The organism is Anaeromassilibacillus sp. An250 (assembly GCF_002159845.1).
Taxonomy (GTDB): domain Bacteria; phylum Bacillota; class Clostridia; order Oscillospirales; family Acutalibacteraceae; genus Anaeromassilibacillus; species Anaeromassilibacillus stercoravium.
Map to the genome: position 1 here is coordinate 108,135 of NZ_NFJK01000008.1, position 18,726 is coordinate 126,860.

The 18,726-nt window shown below is 52.8% G+C and carries 19 protein-coding genes, 1 pseudogene and 1 riboswitch; of the genes and pseudogenes, 14 read left to right on the forward strand and 6 right to left on the reverse strand.

The window, feature by feature from the left end; translation table 11 throughout:
• Nucleotides 1–9: 9 nt before the first annotated feature.
• Genes dapB through asd form a run of 3 tightly spaced genes read right to left on the reverse strand, consistent with a single transcriptional unit; the run spans nucleotide 10 to nucleotide 2,818 of the window.
• Nucleotides 10–762: a 4-hydroxy-tetrahydrodipicolinate reductase gene (dapB, locus tag B5F54_RS08880; protein WP_087233357.1), complete on the reverse strand. Its 753-nt coding sequence runs from the start codon at nucleotides 760–762 to the stop codon at nucleotides 10–12.
• A 28-nt stretch (nucleotides 763–790) separates the two neighbouring features.
• The gene (gene dapA, locus B5F54_RS08885; protein WP_087233360.1) at nucleotides 791–1,678 is read right to left on the reverse strand and encodes a 4-hydroxy-tetrahydrodipicolinate synthase; all 888 of its coding nucleotides are present in this window, start codon (nucleotides 1,676–1,678) and stop codon (nucleotides 791–793) included.
• A 60-nt stretch (nucleotides 1,679–1,738) separates the two neighbouring features.
• Complete coding sequence (asd, locus tag B5F54_RS08890; RefSeq protein WP_087233363.1) at nucleotides 1,739–2,818, reverse strand: aspartate-semialdehyde dehydrogenase; 1,080 nt, start codon at nucleotides 2,816–2,818, stop codon at nucleotides 1,739–1,741.
• Nucleotides 2,819–2,904: 86 nt separating this feature from the next.
• Here asd and B5F54_RS18105 point away from each other — a divergent pair, with 86 nt between their 5' ends.
• The 4 genes from B5F54_RS18105 (at nucleotide 2,905) to B5F54_RS08905 (ending at nucleotide 5,739) form a co-directional block, all read left to right on the forward strand.
• A complete protein-coding gene (locus B5F54_RS18105) occupies nucleotides 2,905–3,060 on the forward strand; it encodes a hypothetical protein (protein WP_237966552.1) in 156 nt (51 codons plus the stop codon).
• 55 nt (nucleotides 3,061–3,115) lie between these two features.
• Nucleotides 3,116–3,295, reverse strand: a riboswitch (Lysine riboswitch).
• Nucleotides 3,296–3,422: 127 nt separating this feature from the next.
• Nucleotides 3,423–4,496, forward strand: coding sequence for a tRNA preQ1(34) S-adenosylmethionine ribosyltransferase-isomerase QueA (gene queA, locus B5F54_RS08895; protein WP_087233365.1), 1,074 nt, complete (start codon nucleotides 3,423–3,425; stop codon nucleotides 4,494–4,496).
• A 104-nt stretch (nucleotides 4,497–4,600) separates the two neighbouring features.
• Nucleotides 4,601–4,885, forward strand: a complete 285-nt coding sequence (locus B5F54_RS08900) for a hypothetical protein (RefSeq protein ID WP_087233368.1) — start codon at nucleotides 4,601–4,603, stop codon at nucleotides 4,883–4,885.
• Nucleotides 4,882–5,739, forward strand: coding sequence for an IS3 family transposase (locus B5F54_RS08905; RefSeq protein ID WP_140400348.1), 858 nt, complete (start codon nucleotides 4,882–4,884; stop codon nucleotides 5,737–5,739). Before B5F54_RS08900 ends, B5F54_RS08905 begins: the two co-directional genes overlap by 4 nt.
• A gap of 79 nt (nucleotides 5,740–5,818) precedes the next feature.
• Here the strand turns inward: B5F54_RS08905 and B5F54_RS08910 are convergent, their stop codons facing one another.
• Nucleotides 5,819–6,667 carry a zinc ribbon domain-containing protein gene (locus B5F54_RS08910; protein WP_275532232.1) on the reverse strand — a complete coding sequence of 283 codons (849 nt, stop codon included), beginning with the start codon at nucleotides 6,665–6,667 and terminating at the stop codon, nucleotides 5,819–5,821.
• A gap of 39 nt (nucleotides 6,668–6,706) precedes the next feature.
• Nucleotides 6,707–6,907 (reverse strand): annotated as a pseudogene (locus tag B5F54_RS18260) (recombinase family protein); the annotation flags it as partial.
• Nucleotides 6,908–7,043: 136 nt separating this feature from the next.
• Between B5F54_RS18260 and B5F54_RS18265 the strand changes: the two are divergent.
• The 3 genes from B5F54_RS18265 to B5F54_RS08920 all read left to right on the forward strand — a co-directional run bounded on the left by B5F54_RS18265 (nucleotide 7,044) and on the right by B5F54_RS08920 (nucleotide 7,762).
• Nucleotides 7,044–7,178, forward strand: a complete 135-nt coding sequence (locus B5F54_RS18265) for a hypothetical protein (protein ID WP_275532229.1) — start codon at nucleotides 7,044–7,046, stop codon at nucleotides 7,176–7,178.
• Nucleotides 7,179–7,276: 98 nt separating this feature from the next.
• The gene (locus B5F54_RS08915) at nucleotides 7,277–7,537 is read left to right on the forward strand and encodes a type II toxin-antitoxin system RelE family toxin (protein ID WP_087233484.1); all 261 of its coding nucleotides are present in this window, start codon (nucleotides 7,277–7,279) and stop codon (nucleotides 7,535–7,537) included.
• Nucleotides 7,538–7,582: 45 nt separating this feature from the next.
• A complete protein-coding gene (locus B5F54_RS08920; RefSeq protein WP_330396773.1) occupies nucleotides 7,583–7,762 on the forward strand; it encodes a hypothetical protein in 180 nt (59 codons plus the stop codon).
• Nucleotides 7,763–8,104: 342 nt separating this feature from the next.
• Here B5F54_RS08920 and B5F54_RS08925 read toward each other — a convergent pair whose 3' ends face one another.
• Entirely contained in the window at nucleotides 8,105–10,459 is a 2,355-nt protein-coding gene (locus tag B5F54_RS08925) for a cation-translocating P-type ATPase (protein ID WP_087233376.1), read from the reverse strand.
• A gap of 647 nt (nucleotides 10,460–11,106) precedes the next feature.
• Here B5F54_RS08925 and B5F54_RS08935 point away from each other — a divergent pair.
• The 7 genes from B5F54_RS08935 (at nucleotide 11,107) to lepB (ending at nucleotide 18,725) form a co-directional block, all read left to right on the forward strand.
• Nucleotides 11,107–11,442 (forward strand): metal-sensing transcriptional repressor, encoded by a 336-nt coding sequence (locus tag B5F54_RS08935; RefSeq protein WP_087233381.1) that lies wholly within the window; start codon nucleotides 11,107–11,109, stop codon nucleotides 11,440–11,442.
• A gap of 18 nt (nucleotides 11,443–11,460) precedes the next feature.
• On the forward strand, nucleotides 11,461–14,085 hold the full coding sequence (locus B5F54_RS08940) for a heavy metal translocating P-type ATPase (protein WP_087233384.1): 2,625 nt from the start codon (nucleotides 11,461–11,463) through the stop codon (nucleotides 14,083–14,085).
• A 246-nt stretch (nucleotides 14,086–14,331) separates the two neighbouring features.
• Nucleotides 14,332–16,173: a TIGR03960 family B12-binding radical SAM protein gene (locus B5F54_RS08945; RefSeq protein WP_087233387.1), complete on the forward strand. Its 1,842-nt coding sequence runs from the start codon at nucleotides 14,332–14,334 to the stop codon at nucleotides 16,171–16,173.
• Nucleotides 16,160–16,819: a TIGR03936 family radical SAM-associated protein gene (locus tag B5F54_RS08950; RefSeq protein ID WP_172749658.1), complete on the forward strand. Its 660-nt coding sequence runs from the start codon at nucleotides 16,160–16,162 to the stop codon at nucleotides 16,817–16,819. Before B5F54_RS08945 ends, B5F54_RS08950 begins: the two co-directional genes overlap by 14 nt.
• Before the next feature lie 81 nt (nucleotides 16,820–16,900).
• Nucleotides 16,901–17,428 carry a putative immunity protein gene (locus B5F54_RS08955; protein WP_087233393.1) on the forward strand — a complete coding sequence of 176 codons (528 nt, stop codon included), beginning with the start codon at nucleotides 16,901–16,903 and terminating at the stop codon, nucleotides 17,426–17,428.
• 261 nt (nucleotides 17,429–17,689) lie between these two features.
• Nucleotides 17,690–18,034 (forward strand): 50S ribosomal protein L19, encoded by a 345-nt coding sequence (rplS, locus tag B5F54_RS08960; RefSeq protein ID WP_087233396.1) that lies wholly within the window; start codon nucleotides 17,690–17,692, stop codon nucleotides 18,032–18,034.
• A 97-nt stretch (nucleotides 18,035–18,131) separates the two neighbouring features.
• Nucleotides 18,132–18,725 carry a signal peptidase I gene (gene lepB / locus B5F54_RS08965; protein WP_087233487.1) on the forward strand — a complete coding sequence of 198 codons (594 nt, stop codon included), beginning with the start codon at nucleotides 18,132–18,134 and terminating at the stop codon, nucleotides 18,723–18,725.
• Nucleotide 18,726 lies beyond the last annotated feature (1 nt).

Consider the following 18,726-nt stretch of genomic DNA (forward strand, 5'->3'; position numbering starts at 1 on the left):
TATCCCCCTTTACTTTAATAGGTCGGACATATCATACAGTCCGGCAGGTTGCTTTGCCAGAAATACCGCTGCGTTGATCGAGCCGTTGGCAAAAATCTCTTTTGACTGTGCGGAATGGGAAAGGGTGATGACCTCATGCGGCCCGGCGAAAATCACTTCGTGCTCGCCGACGATGGTACCGCCGCGCACGGAATGCATCCCGATTTCATTCTTATCGCGCTTTTTGCGCTGGGAATGGCGGTCGTACATATACGTCATCTGGCGGTCTTCGACGGAAGAAATCGCGTCTGCGATCATGAGCGCGGTCCCGCTGGGGGCGTCAATTTTCTGGTTGTGATGCTTTTCGATAATCTCAATGTCAAAATCTTCGCCCAAAACCTGTGCCGCTTTCTTGGAGAGTCCAATCAGCAGGTTGATCCCCAAGCTCATATTGCCGGAATAAAACACCGGAATCTTGTGCGAGGCCTGCTTTAGCGCATTGACCTGATCGTGGTTATATCCCGTGGTACAGAGCACCAGGGGAAGCTTATGTTCTAAACCAAACTGCAATAGGGGAGAGAGCAGCGCCGGATGGGAGAAATCAATCACAACGTCCGCTTCCTCTTGCACCTCGGAAGGGGAGGCATAGACGGGAAAATCCCCAAAGGGATCGGTGTGAATGTCAATTCCAGCGACAATTTTGCAGTCTTCCCGTTCTTTCACACATGCGGCGATGACACGGCCCATTTTGCCGTTGCATCCGCAGAGAAGAATCCTTGTCATTTTACGTCCTCCGAATGGTAATGGTTTCTTAGATCAACTGATACTTTTTGAGAACTTCACGGAGCTGATTGAGCGCCGCCTCGCTCATGGTGGTCAGAGGCAAACGGCAGTCGCCCACATCAAAGCCCATCTCGTTCATAGCGGCTTTGACCGGGATCGGGTTGACGTCCATGAAGAGCGCGTTCATCAATTCCACATATTTGAGCGTCAGCTCGCGGCTCTTCGCCGCATCTCCGGAAAGGAACGATGCACAGAGGTCGTGCATCTCCTGCGGCAAAACATTGGCAAACACGGAGATCACACCTTTGCCGCCCAATGCGAGCATCGGGAGGGTCTGATCATCGTTGCCGGAATAGACATAGAAATCGTCCCCGCAGAGAGCGATCGTCTTGGCCACCGAAGAAATGTCCCCGTTGGCCTCTTTGACCGCATTCAGATTTGGATGTTTGGAGAGTTCCAAATACGTCTCCGGTTTGATATTGCATCCGGTGCGGGAGGGCACGTTGTACACGATGATCGGCAGGTTCACACGGTCTGCGATGTATGTATAATGGCGAACGAGACCCGCCTGGGAAGTCTTGTTGTAATAGGGGGTTACCGAGAGAAGAGCGTCCGCGCCCATACGCTCCGCCTCCTGGGAGAGCTGTACGGCATAGGCGGTATCGTTGCTGCCCGTGCTGGCGATGACTGGGACGCGCTTATTTACCTTTTGGATCACGTATTCCAGCGCTTTGCAGTGTTCCTCGTGGTTCAGGACAGGGGATTCGCCGGTCGTTGCGCAGGCGATGATGGCGTCGGTGCCGTGGCTAATCTGGAATTCGATCAGCTCCCCAAATTTTTCATAATTGATGGAGCCGTCCTTGTGCATGGGCGTGACCAGCGCCACGCCGGAACCGGTATAGACGAGTTTCTTCATAATAGGGCCTCCAATTCATGATTCAGAAATGGGAATTGCATGTATCGGTGTTCCTTTGGATCAGTCCAAATATCCCTTTGCGCAGAGCAGCTCCGCCATCAGGACCGCACCGCCCGCCGCGCCGCGCAGGGTATTGTGGGAGAGGCAGACAAACTTGATGTCATACTGCGTATCCGGACGCAGACGGCCGATGGAGACCGCCATGCCGTTCTCCAGGTTGCGGTCCAGGCGGGACTGCGGGCGGTCGTCCTCGCGGAAGTAGTGCAGGAACTGCTTGGGTGCGCTCGGCAGCTGGAGCTCCTGGGGAACGCCCTTGTACGTTTCCCAACGATGGATGATTTCCTCGAGTTCGATCTTCTTCTCATAGGAGACAAACACCGCTGCGGTGTGGCCGTCGGAGACCGGTACGCGCAGGCACTGCGAGGTGATGCACGGGGAGGTGGCGTTTACGATCTTGCCGTCCTCCACATGGCCCCAGATCTTGAGGGGTTCCTGCTCGGACTTTTCCTCTTCGCCACCGATGTAGGGGATGACATTGTCGAGGCTTTCCGGCCAGGTCTTGAAGGTTTTTCCAGCGCCGGAGATGGCCTGGTAGGTGCAGGCGAGTACCTTTGTGACGTTGAGGTCCATCAGCGGATGGATCGCCGGGACATAGCTCTGTAATGAGCAGTTGGATTTGACGGAAATAAAGCCGCGCTTCGTTCCAAGGCGCTTGCGCTGCGCGTCGATCACAGCGGCGTGGTCCGCATTGATCTCCGGGATGATCATCGGGACGTCCGGCGTCCCGCGGTTCGCGCTGTTGTTGGACATGACCGGGCATTCCGCCTTTGCATACGCCTCTTCCAGCGCTTTGATTTCGTCTTTCTTCATGTTGACTGCGCAGAAGACAAAGTCCACCATCGAAGCGATCTTCTCCACGTCGGCAGTGGCGTCGAAGATAACCATGTTTTTCATGGATTCCGGCATGGGCGTGCTCATGGCCCAGCGGTCTCCCACAGCCTCCTCATAGGTTTTGCCGGCGGACCGGCCGCTCGCAGCGAGCGCTTTGACGTGAAACCAGGGATGATTTTCCAAGAGCGTTGCAAACCGTTGGCCTACCATGCCGGTTGCTCCGATGATTCCAACCTGATATGTTTTCATGACACATTTCCTCCTATATGATGATATGGGAATAACGAAAGAGAAAGAACCTGACAGGGAGAAAAGACAAAATGGAGAGAATCGGAATGAAACAGATTTCTGTCTTCATAAGCCTGAAACAAGAATCTTTCTTTCCAAAACCGGCTTGGATATGCATCCAAACCTGTGGAAAGTTCTACATTTTTCAGAAGATGCTCCAAAGAGAGGCGGCTCCTGCAAAATACAATAAAAAAACCGGTTGAAAACCGGTCATCAAATCAATATAATAGAACTTGCTCGGTATTCCCAATGGGACATACTGCCGATAGCGCTCCACCATAAATCTTATGATGACAGTTGCAGCGTTTTTCACTGCTGCCCCCAGAAGAACGCCGGCCAAACGCCGTTCTCCTTCGGCGGTTTTCCCTTTCGCAGGCGTTCCCGGGTTTTGGCCCCCTCCCGCGTGCTACTCTTTAAAACCGCACCTCTATCTTCCTTACTATTCAAGTTATCACCATCATACCATGCACGTTCAGGGTTGTCAATTTATTCTTTGTTAAAGTTTTTCCCTCTTCTTTGTACGATTTACAGGAAAGAGAATTTATAAATTTTAGGAGCATTCAAAATGGAAGAGACAAAACGCAATTGGAGTACCCACGATTTTTACTATGACCTGCCCAAGGAGCTGATCGCCCAGACCCCGCTGGAGCCGAGGGATTCTTCGCGGCTGCTTGTCTTACATAAAGAGACGGGCGAGATGGAGCACCGGCATTTTTACGATGTAATCGATTATTTGAACCCTGGGGATTGCCTGGTTTTGAACGACTCCCGCGTCCTTCCGGCGCGGCTTTATGGAATCAAAGATGGGACAGGCGCCAAGGTGGAATTCCTTCTACTGACCCATCGGGAAGGGGATACCTGGGAGGTACTCACCGGGCCCGGAAAGCGCGCAAAGCCGGGCACGCATTTTACATTCGGCGACGGTCTCCTACGCGCGGACGTCCTGGACGTCGTGGAGGGCGGCAACCGGATTGTGGAATTCCACTATGAGGGGAATTTCTATGCGATTCTGGATCAAATTGGACAGATGCCGCTACCGCATTACATCACAGAAGACCTCAAGGATAAGGAACGCTACCAGAATGTTTATTCAAAGGAAGTGGGTTCGGCCGCCGCGCCGACGGCAGGGCTTCACTTTACGCCCGAGCTTTTGGAGCGCATCCGGCAAAAGGGGATTAAAACCGCTTTTGTAACCCTCCATGTGGGGTTAGGAACGTTCCGTCCGGTGACGGTCGAGAATGTTTCCGACCACAAGATGCATTCCGAACACTATGCGATGAACAAAGAGACGGCAGACCTCATCAATGAGACCAAACGCAACGGCGGACGCGTCATTGCAGTGGGGACAACCAGCTGCCGCACGCTGGAATCCATTGCCTTGAAGGAGGGCTGCATCCGCGAGAGCGCTGGATGGACTGATATCTTTATCTACCCCGGCTTCCAATTCCGGGTGCTGGACGGGCTGATTACCAATTTCCATTTGCCGGAGAGTACGCTGATCATGCTGGTTTCCGCTTTGGCCGGATACGACAATATCATGCGCGCCTATCGCACAGCGGTACAGGAGAAATACCGGTTTTTCAGCTTTGGAGATGCGATGTTTATTGGAAGCATGAAAGAACTGGACGATAAGAAGTAGCTGAAAAGCCCTGAAACCAAGCGGTGAACCGAACCGTTAAAAACGGACAATGGACAAAAGGCCCCCTCATGTAGGATAATGACTACGTGAGGGGGTAGTTGTATATGGCAAGAAGATATCAAAAGATACAGATGTTGCTGCCACAGATTCAACAGATGCTGGAGGATGGAATGACCCAGAGAGAAGTAGCAGAAGCATTGGGACTCGAAGGCGACCGTCCTGTCCACGCACTACTAAAACGGGAGCGCAAGAAGGCAGTTCAATGTGTTCCAAAAACACGAGGGCGGAAACCTGCAAAGACGTTGCAGGAATACAAGTATGAGAACAAACGGCTGAGAATGGAAAATGAACTGCTGCGGGATTTTCTCTCGCTCACAGAAAGGATGTGAGGCCGAAGTATCGATATGAGGTTATCTACCGTCACAAGACAGAATATCCGGTAGCTGTTATGTGTCAGATCTTTGGGGTTTCCCGGAGCGGCTATTATGACTATGTCAAAAGGAAAGGGCAGCCTCAAAAGGATGCCCTTGTGGTAGCCATGCTTCGCCAACACCAAGCGCACTGCCATCAGACCTACGGTTACCGACGGATGCACCGCTGGCTAGAAAACCAGGGTATCCACCGTGACCCCAAAACGATACTAAAAATAATGAAAAGATATGGAATCCTGTCTGAAATACGCAGAAAGAGACAATGGCAGAACCTTGGCCAGCAACTCCATAAGTATAAGAACCTGCTCAACCGAAACTTCCAGGCATCCAAACCAAATGAAAAATGGGTAACGGACATTTCCTATATCCACACGGAAGAAGGTATACTTTACCTATCCATGATCCGAGATCTGTATGACAACAGTATTGTAGCATACAAGACAGCGACACGACAAACTGTCAATCTCGTACTGGACACCATAAAGTTAGCGATGAAAAAAGAAAAAAAGAGGGTCGCTGCGGAGTTGCAGCTCCACAGCGACCAAGGCTTTCAATATACATCCCAAGCATATTTCAAGCTAACTCAATCTTACGGCATAACACCATCAATGTCAAGAAAAGGTAATCCTTATGACAATGCGATGGCAGAAAACTTTTTCTCAATCTTGAAAACGGAATGCATCTACCGGCACAAGCCTCGCTCTTTCCAAGAAGCAAATGAGATGATAGATAGCTACATTCATTTCTATAATCATGAGCGTATCCAGACAAAAACAGGAGTGGCGCCACTGACGCAGCGCCACTTCACTTAATACAAAATATTTCCTACATAGGGGCTTTTTGTACTGTCCGCACTAATTGGGGCAGTTCAGCGGTTTCGGGGCTTTTTTCTCATTCTGTGGATTTGTAGGAAAATTGTATTTCGAGGCCGTTTTTGAAGAGAATTGAGGTGGTAAGTCCATCTTTTATACAAAAGTTTGTCACGATGCTGTTGAGGAAATCCTTGACGATCTGTGGGTCGATTTTGCGAATGAAACGCTCGTAGTTCACATAGCGTTTGTCCTGAAGTTGCTGGGTCAAAATGAAGTAGCTGGCTTTTGCCATGAACTCCTCATCAGAAAGGGTGAGCGAGTCAACGGCCAGCTTTTCGACTTCTTCCAACCGGGCGTCCACTTCGCCAAGGCGGTCGGTGAGCTGCTTGCGTTCGACGATGTAGTCCTTCTCCGGCATCTCATCCTCGCTGTATAAATAGAGGGAACGGAGCCGGTTGAGCGCCCTCTCCAGCTTTCGCTTTTCCGCAAGCAGAAGATCACGCTCCTGTATCTGGGAGGCAGACTCCGCTGCCTGCACACCGGTAGACTCGAAGGACATCTCATCAAATCCGCTGCGGAGATGTGCGTACAGCTCTTCAAGGCCGGGCCGCTCAATGTGGTCCACATTAGAGAAGACATCGCCCCGCAAAAGTTTCTTCTCCAGAGTTTCGATGGAGGTGCTTTTTCCGAAGGAGTTGGAAACCCGTATCATGTTGGCGATGAAGTTCAGGATGAATGGGCCGAGGGTGATGTCGGACACATATTTGTTCTGGCAGTCATTAAAGCGCCTGCGCCGGGTACACATATAGATAGACGGACGCCAGCCATCGGAACGCTCCCGATCTATCGTAGAGGCCATGCTGCTGCCACAGCATCCGCACCGGAGAAGACCGGCAAAGATGTGCGTGTTCTTCCGCTGATAGGTCAAACCGTTGGAGTATAAGCCACGCTGCCTGCTCTGAAGGAGGGTTGCGATGCGGTTCTGCCGCTCACGGGTCACGATGGCTGGATGATGGTCCTCGACCATGACCCATTCCTTGGCGGCTTTGACCACATGGCTTTTACCGCTCTCATCCCGGTAGTTGTAGCGGTAGATGCCTGCGTAGAACGGGTTGGTGAGCATGGTGCGAATGGTAGTGGGGTTCCAAGGTTTCCCGGTCCGGGAGCGAACGCCTTCTCGTTGAGGGCTTTGGCTACGGAAGTAAGGGAGCGGACAGCCTCGTACTGGTCATAGATGTAGGTGACGATTTTGGCCTCTGGCTCATAGATGCTAAAGACCTTGTTGTCCTTATCGTAGGAATAACATGGCTGACATCCAGAGGGTTAAAGAAAAGATGGACGCTGCGATGAAGCACATCGTTGGAACCAACGGCGACTTCATCCCGTTTGAACAGCGGTATGAATGGCTACCGCAAATCACATACGGAAAGAAACGGTAAACTTCTTATCGTTTCGCACCAAAAACTGATTGCAAAAAAGGAAGTAATCTGGTAGAATGATTATGGGGAATGATACATTCCTCGGAAGGATGTGCCGAATGGTAATCAGATACGCAAAAGAGGCCGTGAAATTTCTAAACAAGCTCGAAAAGAAATCGGTTGAGCGCATAAAGAAAGCCATAGAGGGATTAACCCAAACCCCTCCAGCGGGTGATATTAAGCCCATGCAGGGGAGCAAAGATGGCCGAATGAGGTTACGAGTCGGAGATTGGCGCATAATATACAAGTACGGTGCCGAGCAAGAGATTGAGATACTGTTCGTTCTCGAAGTCGGAAACCGTGGCGACATCTATAAATAGGGAGGTAGCGATATGTCTAACATGGCTATGGAAGCTGCTCGCTTGATGGATATGCTACCTGAGAGCGACCAGAACTTTGCTTATGAGTTCATCAAGAAACTGGTTCGAGCGTGGGACCCGGACTTCACCAAGCTCACGCCGGAAGAGGCCCGTCGAGTAGACGAAGCTGAGAAAGGCGAGTTCATTGACGCAAGAGATATTGACTGGTCAAAGATCGGTCGGTAATCATCCAAGACAAAAGCCCCTATCCGGGGCTTTTTTGCTGATAGAATATAAAACCTCACAGTAGTCCCCATGGAGTAATCCAGAGGCTACCAGAGGGTTCTGGAGGAAGAATTTTGTTACATATTCAAGGTAATTACCGGTCTGGTATCATGACTCCCGTAAGCATCGGAGACGCCATGTTGATCGACTGAACAGCTCCTGCGCAGAAGAAACTCTGTGAAGCAGGAACCCCAAAATAGCATTCCATAGATCTTGCATTTAAATAGGCGGATACAAATAAAGCAGGGAGTGGCCCCCTTTCTTCGATAGGGGACGCTCCCTGCTTTTTGCGTTATTGTGAAGTTATCTGGCGGTATTGGTTGCGCGTTTATGGGCGTCTCTGCGGCGATGGATCCACTGAATCAGCGCGGTTGCGCCGCGTTCTATCAAGAAGCTGAGCAGAGCAAAACCAGCAAATAGGAGTAAGGTCTCTGTGGTGGGGAGGGAGACCTGGAGAAGCTTGTGGAACAGGAGAACCGCTGCATAAAATCCAACCGTCATGGTGGAGCAAAGGAACACCCGCAGCTTGTTCAAGGGCCAACTCGCCTTGAATACCGCCTGGATTCCAACGGTTCCGACTAGCAAATAAAGGAGTATACTGGACTGTTCCGCAGAAATTTGCAACAGCGGCGACACACCAAGAAAAACAAGGAAACAAACCAGGATTGAGATCGCATTTGGCAAGGCGCGCGCCATGACGGAGGGCAGGAACCGTCCAGATACTTTCCTGCTGTCCGGTTCAAAGGACATAAAGAAGGACGGATAGCCTTCGATAACCAAGTCGATCAGCGTGATTTGGATCGGGACAAATGGGAACGGGATGTTTAGCAGGAGGCACACGATGGAGAGTAAAACGGAATAAATCGTTTTGACAAAGAATATCCCCGCCACCCGCGTGATGTTGTTGACCACTCGCCTGCCTTCGCTCAAAACAGAGGGGAGGGAGGAAAAGTCCGAATTCAACAAAACCACTTGCGATACCTGACGGGCGGCGTCACTGCCCTCCGCAATGGCAATGCTGCAATCGGCCTCCCGCAGGGCGAGAAGGTCGTTTACCCCATCGCCGGTCATGGCTACCGAATGTCCGTGCTTTTGTAGGGACTGTACGATTTGCTTCTTTTGCAAGGGGGATACGCGCCCAAAGATCGAATACTCCTGGACCGCTTTTTCCAGATCGGCCTCTTCTGTCACACCGCTCATGTCGATAAAACGGCCGGCGTCGGGAAACCCTGCCTTCGCCGCTAAAGCGGATACAGTTACCGGGTTATCTCCCGAGATGAGCTTTAAGTCCACACCCTCCTGTTGGAAGTAGGCCAGGGTTTCTGCGGCATTGGGGCGGATGGGGTCGGAGATCACGATGGACGCAAGCACATGTATTTCTGGCAGCGGCTTGTCTGGCGAAACGGGTTCCGGGGTAATCCCGGCTAAGAGGATACGTTTCCCCGCGTTGAGCTCCTTTTCGAAATGGTCCCCCAGCTCAGGACCAGCTAGGCGCTCCGGAGCGCCGATGATAAAGGTGAACTCCTCGAATGCAATCGCGCTCCATTTCCGATCGGAAGAAAATGGAATCTTTTGTACGGGCGCAAAGCTTTCCTTTTGTGCGAAATGCGCTTGCAGGGCCTGGAACGTCGCGTTGTTGTCATCTGTATAGTGGAGAAAGGAGCCGATGATTTCATCAAATGGCATCGAACGCCCAATATCGGTCAACTCCACCTCTTCTACCTGCATTTTGCCCTCGGTCAGCGTACCGGTTTTGTCCAGGCATAAAGTGTCCACATGCGCCAACGTCTCCAGGGCAAACAGCTCCTGCACCAACACTTTCTTTTTGGAAAGCGCAATGATCCCCACAGCGAGGCTGATGCTGATGAGCAGCACCAGGCCCTTTGGCAGCATACCGAGAAGCCCAGCGGCAGTCGACACAACCGCATGGTTGATCGGGTCACCGCGCAAATAGAATGCCTCGAGGAACAGGAGAATCCCCAAAGGCGGAATCAAGTAGCCTGTGAACCGGGTGACCTTACGCATGGAAGAAAGCAGTTCGGAATGTACGCCACGCAGCTTTTTGGCCTCATGAGCGATCTTGGAAGCGTAATTTTCCATCCCCACATGTTCCACGCAGGCACGGCATTTTCCGCTGATAATGAAACTTCCGGATAGAAGATGGTCTCCGGCGGCTTTCCGTATGGGATCGGATTCGCCGGTTAAGAGGGATTCATTCACTTCGACCGCCCCGGACAGGATTACAGAATCGGAGCAAACCTGGTTCCCTCCGCTCAATTCCATGACGTCTTCCTCGACCAGCTCATACACCGGGATTTCCGAAAGCTTCCCATCCCGGACCACCTTTGCCATCGGCATGGATAAGAGAGAGAGCTTGTCCACGAGCTTTTTTGCGTGGATTTCCTGCACAATGCCGATCAGCGTATTGAGGGCAATGATCAGAATAAAGAGCATATTGGACCACGCGCCGACAAGCGCCAGGGCAACGGCGATCAGCACGTTAAACAGATTAAACAACGTGCAGATATTGTCCTTCAAAATTTGCCCGGTTGTTTTGGTCACTTTTTCCGGTTCGGTGTTCTGTCGTCCGTCGCGTCGTTTTTCTTCGACCTGTTCGGAAGTTAGTCCTAAGTTGCTGTCAGGAGAAAAATGTGTCATAGAGCGGCCTCATTTCCATTTATTTTGCACGGTTTACTCGAGCTATCATAACAGGGATTTTTAACGAAAGTATAAACAAAGTGATATGCGCCAAATGGAATCCCTATAAAAGTCTATTATCTCACGTATTGTGACGAAAGTCCTATTACAAGCCCATATACTTATAAACTTCATCCATGAAGCTTCTTATTGCCTTTTCTGCAAAGTGCTGCCGATCCATCATTGCGCTGGCAGAAGGGGATAAAACGCTTTTTCGTTTCATCTGAACCAAAGTGGTCCACCTGTCGGTTGTCATTTGACTGGAAACGAAAAGAACCTTTCTCTCTCTTTGTTTCATGGACGAGCCTATCATTATTGTTATATGGGGAAGGTTTGTATCGTGTAGATAACCGTAAATCTCATACGGCCATTCCATTGGCTCTCAGCGCTTATTCGCTTATTATAGTATAGGCATATACAGAAATCAACAGAGGAGAAATAACCGCTAATCAATGAACCATTCGACGGAGTGTTTGGCTGAATGGAACGGGATGCAGAAAGAAAATTTGCAGTTCTCCTCAAAAAGGACTTGAAAATACCCTATAGGGGTATTATAATGGAGATAAATCCAAAATACCCTAAGGGGGTATTTGAAAGGAGATATTCGGATGAACCAGCAGCAAGAATCTTTACAACCGTCCAGCGAAACCACCGCATGCGGTTGTCATTATAAAGCGACCCCCCGCGGGGACCAGGAATTGCGCCAATTGCAAAACCGTTTGAAGCGGATGATTGGGCAGCTCAACGGCATCGGGAAGATGCTGGAAGACAACCGCTATTGCGGGGATATCCTGGTGCAGGTTGCCGCTGTGGAAAGCGCGTTGCAAGCGTTTGGCTACCTGGTCCTTCAGGATCATCTGGAAACCTGCGTTGTGGAACAGATTCGGCAGGGCAACACACAGGTGGTCGATGAAGCATTGGAACTGATTAAGAAATTGAAATGATAGAGGAGGGGAGAGATTATGAAAACAGAAAAATACAATGTCACCGGCATGACCTGTGCAGCCTGCCAAGCGAATGTCACGCGGTGCGTGCAAAAGCTGGAGGGGGTTGAGGACGTCAACGTCAGCCTTTTGGCGAACCAGATGACGGTTTCCTATGACGAGGCGCAGGTCCACCCGGAGGAGATCATTGCAGCGGTCCAGAAGATCGGCTATGGCGCGGCTTTGCCGCAGCAAACGGAGGCCAAGGAGAGCGGATTCCGCAGCGAATGGCAGGCGCGAAAAGACCGGGCGGAAGAAAGCCGGAAAAGTATGAAGCACCGGCTGGTAACGTCGGTCGTTTTATTGATCCCACTGATGTATGTCGCCATGGGGCCGATGATGGGGCTGCCAGCTCCAAGTTTTTTGGTCGGGACAGAAAATGCCTTGATTTCTGCTCTGACGCAGCTCTTGATTACGATTCCCATTCTGTTTATCAACCGGCACTTTTTCCAGAATGGGTTCAAGTCTCTATTTCATCGGGCGCCCAATATGGATTCCCTGGTTGCGATTGGATCGGGCGCTTCGCTCGTCTACGGGATTTTTGCCATGTTCCGAATGGCCTACGGGTTCGGCCATGGGGATATGGCGTTGGTGCATGAATACGCACATGCCCTCTATTTTGAATCCGCCGCAATGATCTTGACCCTGGTGACCGTCGGCAAGTATTTGGAGGCAAAGTCCAAATCCAAGACCTCGGATGCGCTGGGGAAACTGGTGGATCTGGCGCCGAAAAATGCGGTGGTTATCCGCGGCGGCGTGGAACAGACCATCCCGGCGGAGCAGGTCATCGCCGGGGACATAGTCGTCATCCGCCCAGGCGAAGGCATCCCGGTGGACGGTGTGGTCATAGAGGGTCACGGCTATGTGGATCAAGCGGCTATTACCGGGGAGAGTATCCCGGTAGAGAAAAATCCCGGCGATCCGGTGATCTCCGCCACCATCAATAAAAATGGAACATTCCGGTTCCAAGCATCCAAGGTTGGCGAGGATACAACGCTTTCCCAGATCATCCGGCTGGTGGACGAAGCGGGCAATTCCAAAGCGCCGATCGCGCGGCTGGCGGATAAGGTCAGCGGCGTATTCGTACCAACGGTGATCGGAATCGCCATTGTCACCGCCATTGTCTGGCTATTGGTGGGGCAAAGCTTTGAATTTGCCCTGTCGAACGCCATCTCCGTGCTGGTGATCTCCTGCCCGTGCGCACTGGGACTGGCCACGCCGGTGGCCATCATGGTCGGAACGGGGAAGGCCGCCGAGATGGGCATTTTGATCAAATCCGCTGAAAGCCTGGAGAATCTTCATGCGGTAGATACCATCGTGTTGGATAAAACCGGAACCATTACCTCCGGCCATCCGTCCGTGACCGACATTGTTGTGCTGGATGCTGCCATGACGGAGCAGACCTTCCTGGAAGAGGCTGCGGCGGTTGAGACTGGCAGCGAGCATCCCCTGGCGCAGGCCGTGGTAGAACGCGCCCAGCAATCCGGTATCTCGATTCCCAAAGCGGAGGCGTTTGAGGCGCAAGCAGGCCGCGGCGTCCGTGCAACGGTCCGCGGGCATGCATACCTGGCTGGCAATGTGGCGTTCATGGAGGAAAATAACCTTCTGGTAAAGGATGCCGCGGCGCAAAAAGCCCGCGATGCCGTTACCAAGTTGGCAGAGGAAGGAAAGACTCCGCTTCTGTTCGCGCGGGACGGCAAGATTGTCGGAATGATTGCCGTGGCCGATACGGTGCGTGCATCCAGCCGGGCGGCGATCCAGCAGTTTTCCAAGATGGGCCTGCACGTCGTGATGCTGACAGGCGATAACCGGGTGACCGCGGAGGCCATCCGCAAGGAGCTCGGCATCGAGAAGGCCATATCGGATGTACTGCCGACCGAAAAGGAGGCCAACATCCGGGCCTTGCAGGAACAGGGGCATAAGGTCGCCATGGTGGGCGACGGAATCAACGATGCACCCGCGTTGACCCGCGCGGATATCGGCATCGCGATCGGCGCCGGTACGGATATTGCCATCGAGTCGGCGGACGTAGTTTTGATGAAGGATTCCCTGGAGGATGTGGCGACAGCGATCGACTTGAGCCGCGCTGTAGTGCGAAACATCCACATGAACCTGTTTTGGGCCTTTTTCTATAACATCCTGGGTATCCCGGTTGCAGCGGGCGTCCTGTTCCCTGCATTTGGCCTGCGCTTGAGCCCGATGATCGGTTCAGCGGCCATGAGCTTGAGCTCGGTCTGTGTTGTAACCAACGCCCTGCGCCTCCGCTTCTTCAAACGGAAGGGGATGGAGCCACAGGTCGCAGAACCCCCGGCAGCCTCTCTGCCGGAGATAAACCATCCTTCAGTTCCTGTTGTGCAGGAATTGAACCAACAGAAAGGAACGATTGAAATGAAAAAAGTATTGGTTGTAGAAGGCATGATGTGTGCGCACTGCCAGATGCATGTACAAAAGGCGCTGGAGGGCGTGGACGGTGTGCAGGAAGCGGTGGTGGACCTGGAGAAGAAAACAGCCACGGTTTCCCTTGCGAAAGAGGTATCCGATCAGGTTCTGATGGATGCGGTAAAAGACGCGGGATACACCCCGGTCAGCTGTACAGAGGAATAAGAAACAATCAAGCAACGGAACCCCGAAGGACAGCCTCCGGGGTTCCGTTGTTTCAAGGAATGCAGAAAAACTTCTGAAATATACGGTGTTGTTTAATTATTATGTTTAAGGCGATAAACAGCTGCCAACCCAGACAAGAGGAAGGAAAACGGGTAGATAGGCGTTGCATTGCAGACACGACTACAGTATAATAAAAGTTCAAGATTGCCAAAAAGCTTCAAATGCGATAGAACGGGAGAAAAAAGAATGAAGCCTGAGCTTGAAAAGATATTGATGAAGGTGCAGAAGCCGGGGCGGTATACCGGCGGGGAATGGAACAGCGTGGTAAAGGATAAACATGCAGTCGATGTGCGGGTTGCCTTCTGCTTTCCAGATACGTATGAGGTCGGGATGTCCCATCTGGGCATGAAGATTTTATATAGCCTTTTCAATGAAAAGGACTATATCTGGTGTGAGCGTGTATTCGCCCCCTGGGTGGATATGGAAGAGCAGATGCGCAGGAATGGAATGGAACTCTTTGGGTTGGAGAGCGGGGACAGCATCCACGATTTCGATATACTGGGATTTACGCTGCAATATGAACTGAGCTACAGCAATGTCCTGAATATGCTGGATCTGGCGCATATCCCGCTGCGCAGTGCAGACCGGAAAGGGCTTTCGCCGCTGGTCGTGGCGGGCGGTCCCTGCACCTGCAATCCGGAGCCGCTGGCCGATTTTGTCGATCTCTTTTTCCTTGGAGAGGGGGAGGAGGTCGATCTGGAAGTGATCGACCTATACCGCGCTTATAAAAAGGAAGGGCGCTCCAAGGAGGAATTCCTGCGGGCCGCGGCGCAGATCGAGGGAGTCTATGTACCGTCCCTCTACACGGTTACGTACAACGAAGACCATACCATTGCTGCGGTAACGCCGGAGCCGGGAGTGCCCGCGACAGTCAAGAAGCGCCTGATGCTCGATATGGACCGCTCGTATTTCCCGGAGAAATTTGTTGTGCCGTACATTGAAATCGTACACGACCGGACGGTCGGAGAGGTGTTCCGCGGCTGCATCCGTGGTTGCCGCTTCTGCCAGGCCGGGTTTATTTACCGCCCAGTGCGGGAGAAGTCGGTGGAGGTGGTGGACCGTCAGTGCCACGCCCTCTGCGACAGCACGGGATACAACGAGATTTCGCTCTCGTCTTTGAGCACCAGCGACTATACCAAGATCGACGAGCTCCTCGATCAGCTCCTGAGCTGGGCACGCGACGAAAAGACCAGCGTGTCCCTGCCCTCCCTGCGGGTGGATGGGTTTTCCAATGAATTGATGACGAAGATTAAATCCGTGCGAAAGAGCGGCCTGACGTTTGCGCCGGAGGCCGGCACCCAGCGCCTGCGCGACGTGATCAACAAAAATGTCCAAGAGGACGAGCTGATGAAGACGGTGAATATGGCGTTTTCCGGCGGTTGGAACACCATCAAGCTCTACTTTATGATCGGACTGCCGACCGAAACCATGGACGACGTGGCGGGGATTGCGGAATTGGGCCAGAAGGTGGTCAATGCCTTTTATTCCAATCCCAATAAGCCGAAGGGACGCGGTGTGTCGGTCACGCTGAGCGCGTCCTCCTTTGTGCCGAAGCCCTTTACCCCGTTTCAGTGGGAGCCGCAGGACCCCATCCCGCTGCTGCACGAAAAGCAGCGCCATCTGGTGCAGTCGGTCAAGACGCGGAAAATCACCTGCAACTACCACGATGCGGACACCAGCTTTTTGGAGGCTGTGTTTGCACGCGGCGACCGCCGCCTTTGCGCTGTGTTGGAAGAAGCGCATCGGATGGGATGCAAGTTTGACGGGTGGAACGATTATTTTTCGCTTCCACGCTGGATGGAGGCGTTTGAAGCCTGCGGGGTGGACCCGGCGTTTTATGCCAACCGCCGCCGGAGTTTTGATGAGGTGCTTCCCTGGGACCATTTGGATTACGGCATCCGAAAGGAGTTCCTAATCCGGGAATGCCAGCGGGCCTATGCGGACACCACAACTCCGAATTGCCGCGAGGCGTGTTCCGCCTGCGGCGCAGCTTGCTTTAAGGGAGGGATCTGCTATGAGGACCGTTAGAATCTGGTTCCGGAAGATTGGGACCACGCGGTTTATCTCCCATTTGGACCTGACCCGCTGTATGTCGCGGGCGATTCATCGTGCGAAAATCCCGCTGTGGTATACGCAGGGCTTTAACCCGCGCGCGCTTTTGACCTTTGCGCTGCCGTTGTCCCTGGGCGTGGCGGGCGAGCGTGAAAGCGTGGACATCAAGTTGGAGGACGACAACTTGTCCAACGAAGAGCTGCTGGAGCGCTTAAACGCGGCGATGCCGGACGACTTGCCGGTGTTTGCTGTGACGGACCCCGTGATGAAACCGGGAAAGATCGCGTATGGCTCGTTTGTGATGACCGTAGACCCCGAGGGCCGGGACGCCGAAGCATTGGCCCAGCAGCTGACAGAGCTGTTTCACCGGGATTCGCTTGTCGTCCCCAAGCACACCAAAAGTGGGTTTATCGACTTCGATATCCGCCCGTATCTGGACCGTGTGGAGGTGTGCCCTGTGGAGGGAAAGGTGGAGATTCGCGCCATGCTTCCCGCTGGAAGCGAGATGAATGTCAACCCCAGCCTGCTGTTGGAGGCGGTTCAAAAAGAATTGGGGCTGGATCTGTATACGCAGATCCGGCGGACGAACCTCTACGACGAACAGTTCCATGCGTTTCAATGAGGCAGCCATTCTGCTTTTCAGCGGCCCAATGGCCGCGCTGTGAGACGGGAGGATTTTTAAAGAAGATAGGAGGCCACCGCGATGCCGAACTTGCGAAAGATGCTTGGAAACGTTCAATCGGAAGAGTGCCGCTCCCTGATGCGGCTGATGGAGACGCAGAGCAAGAAGACGCTGGCGGATTGGGCGGTCGCCTATGCGAAAGCCCATTATCTGCCGGTTTTTGAAGCGGCGTGCCCGGGGGAACGGCGCTTGGCGGAAACGGTGGCTGCTTGTGAAGCATATGGGAAGGGACAAACGTCACTGAATGAACTCAAGTCGCTGCTCCGGGAGGCGGCGCAGGTCGCCCGCGCTTTAGCGGACCGTCCGGTTGCGCAGGCGGCGGCCCGCGCGGTTTCTGTGGCCTGTTCTACCGTCCAGACGCCGACCAATGCGTTGGGCTATCTGTTTTATGGGGCTGCGGCTATCGCATATAGCCAAGCCGGTTTGGATAGGACCGCGGAGGAGTACGAAGAGCTGGCCGCTGTGGAGTTCCAAAGGGCCTACGCCTCTTTGCAAAAGGCCTGCATACCGGACGAACCCCATCCGGCGAAACTGCACTGGAATTGCTGATAGGGACGCTTTCGCCGCCGGTCAATTTTTGCTTTTCTGCATCCCGAAAAAAGAATTTTGGGGATGGGACGAGAAAGATGCGTAAAAAGCGGAAAAAATCCTTGCACGTTTTGGCGGATTGTGGTATGATATATAGGCATTTGGAAACCGCCGCACTCTTTCGGTGGGGTTCAGTGCCCGGATGATTCCGCGACATTGAAGCGGACAGTCCTCTGCCGGATCACACCGGTATGAATGTCTGAAAAATTTAGGAGGATACACATGGACGCATTGAAATTGATTGCTCAGGATTCCGTAAAGACGGAAATTCCCCAGTTCGAGGTTGGCGACACCATCCGCATTGATGTTAACATCCGCGAAGGTGATCGCGAGAGAATTCAGGTGTTTGAGGGCACTGTGATCGCCCGCAAGGGTTCCGGCATCTCCGAAACGTTTACGGTTCGCCGCGTTTCCTATGGCGTCGGCGTGGAGAGAGTGTTCCCGCTGCATTCCCCGAACGTCAAGGGTATTAAGATCGTTCGTAAGGGCCGTGTACGCCGTGCAAAGCTGTACTTCCTGCGCGACAGAGTCGGCAAGGCCGCGAAGGTCAAGGAACAAATCAGATAAGCATTCGATGGAAAAAGGGACATGTGATGTCCCTTTTTTGTTTATCGCACGGGGAGGAATGTCTTCCGTGCAGTTGAGAAAGCAGGTGGATTTGGCTATGGAGCAACAGAATCTTTCCCCCAGAGAGGATGACGCTGCGGTTGCACAAGACCCGCAAAAAGGCGTTGTCAAAAGCTGTTATGAGTGGATGGAGGCGATTATCCCCGCCCTGATCCTCATTATGGTATTTTTTACATTTGTAATCCGTAGCATTACCGTCTCGGGTCCGTCGATGGAGCCCACCCTGATGGACCAATATAAGGTATGGGTGTCCTGCGTCGGCTATACCCCCCAGGCGGGCGACATTGTCGTTGTGGATGGTTCCGGTACGCAGCTCGACGAGGTGATCGTCAAGCGCATCATCGCCACAGAGGGCCAGACCGTGGATATCGATTTTGACAACGGCTATGTCTATGTGGACGGCCAGCAGCTCGATGAGAGCGCATACATCGAGAACGGCATCACACGGGATCAGTATGATGTGGAGTTTCCCCAGACTGTGCCGGAAGGCCATGTCTTTGTGTTGGGGGACAACCGCACCGTTTCGAAAGATAGCCGCGATTCCGAGGTCGGGATGATCGACCAGCGCTGTATCATCGGAAAGGTACAGATGATCTATCAGCCGTTCTCCGAATTCGGATGGGTTTCGTGAT

What these genes read in the sequence shown, in the direction of transcription:
- dapB (WP_087233357.1), bottom strand. Translation starts at nt 762, where the DNA reads ATGACAAGGATTCTTCTCTGCGGATGCAACGGCAAAATGGGCCGTGTC.
- dapA (WP_087233360.1), bottom strand. Translation starts at nt 1,678, where the DNA reads ATGAAGAAACTCGTCTATACCGGTTCCGGCGTGGCGCTGGTCACGCCC.
- asd (WP_087233363.1), bottom strand. Translation starts at nt 2,818, where the DNA reads ATGAAAACATATCAGGTTGGAATCATCGGAGCAACCGGCATGGTAGGC.
- B5F54_RS18105 (WP_237966552.1), top strand. Translation starts at nt 2,905, where the DNA reads ATGAAACAGATTTCTGTCTTCATAAGCCTGAAACAAGAATCTTTCTTT.
- queA (WP_087233365.1), top strand. Translation starts at nt 3,423, where the DNA reads ATGGAAGAGACAAAACGCAATTGGAGTACCCACGATTTTTACTATGAC.
- B5F54_RS08900 (WP_087233368.1), top strand. Translation starts at nt 4,601, where the DNA reads ATGGCAAGAAGATATCAAAAGATACAGATGTTGCTGCCACAGATTCAA.
- B5F54_RS18265 (WP_275532229.1), top strand. Translation starts at nt 7,044, where the DNA reads ATGGCTGACATCCAGAGGGTTAAAGAAAAGATGGACGCTGCGATGAAG.
- B5F54_RS08915 (WP_087233484.1), top strand. Translation starts at nt 7,277, where the DNA reads ATGGTAATCAGATACGCAAAAGAGGCCGTGAAATTTCTAAACAAGCTC.
- B5F54_RS08920 (WP_330396773.1), top strand. Translation starts at nt 7,583, where the DNA reads ATGGATATGCTACCTGAGAGCGACCAGAACTTTGCTTATGAGTTCATC.
- B5F54_RS08925 (WP_087233376.1), bottom strand. Translation starts at nt 10,459, where the DNA reads ATGACACATTTTTCTCCTGACAGCAACTTAGGACTAACTTCCGAACAG.
- B5F54_RS08935 (WP_087233381.1), top strand. Translation starts at nt 11,107, where the DNA reads ATGAACCAGCAGCAAGAATCTTTACAACCGTCCAGCGAAACCACCGCA.
- B5F54_RS08940 (WP_087233384.1), top strand. Translation starts at nt 11,461, where the DNA reads ATGAAAACAGAAAAATACAATGTCACCGGCATGACCTGTGCAGCCTGC.
- B5F54_RS08945 (WP_087233387.1), top strand. Translation starts at nt 14,332, where the DNA reads ATGAAGCCTGAGCTTGAAAAGATATTGATGAAGGTGCAGAAGCCGGGG.
- B5F54_RS08950 (WP_172749658.1), top strand. Translation starts at nt 16,160, where the DNA reads ATGAGGACCGTTAGAATCTGGTTCCGGAAGATTGGGACCACGCGGTTT.
- B5F54_RS08955 (WP_087233393.1), top strand. Translation starts at nt 16,901, where the DNA reads ATGCCGAACTTGCGAAAGATGCTTGGAAACGTTCAATCGGAAGAGTGC.
- rplS (WP_087233396.1), top strand. Translation starts at nt 17,690, where the DNA reads ATGGACGCATTGAAATTGATTGCTCAGGATTCCGTAAAGACGGAAATT.
- lepB (WP_087233487.1), top strand. Translation starts at nt 18,132, where the DNA reads ATGGAGCAACAGAATCTTTCCCCCAGAGAGGATGACGCTGCGGTTGCA.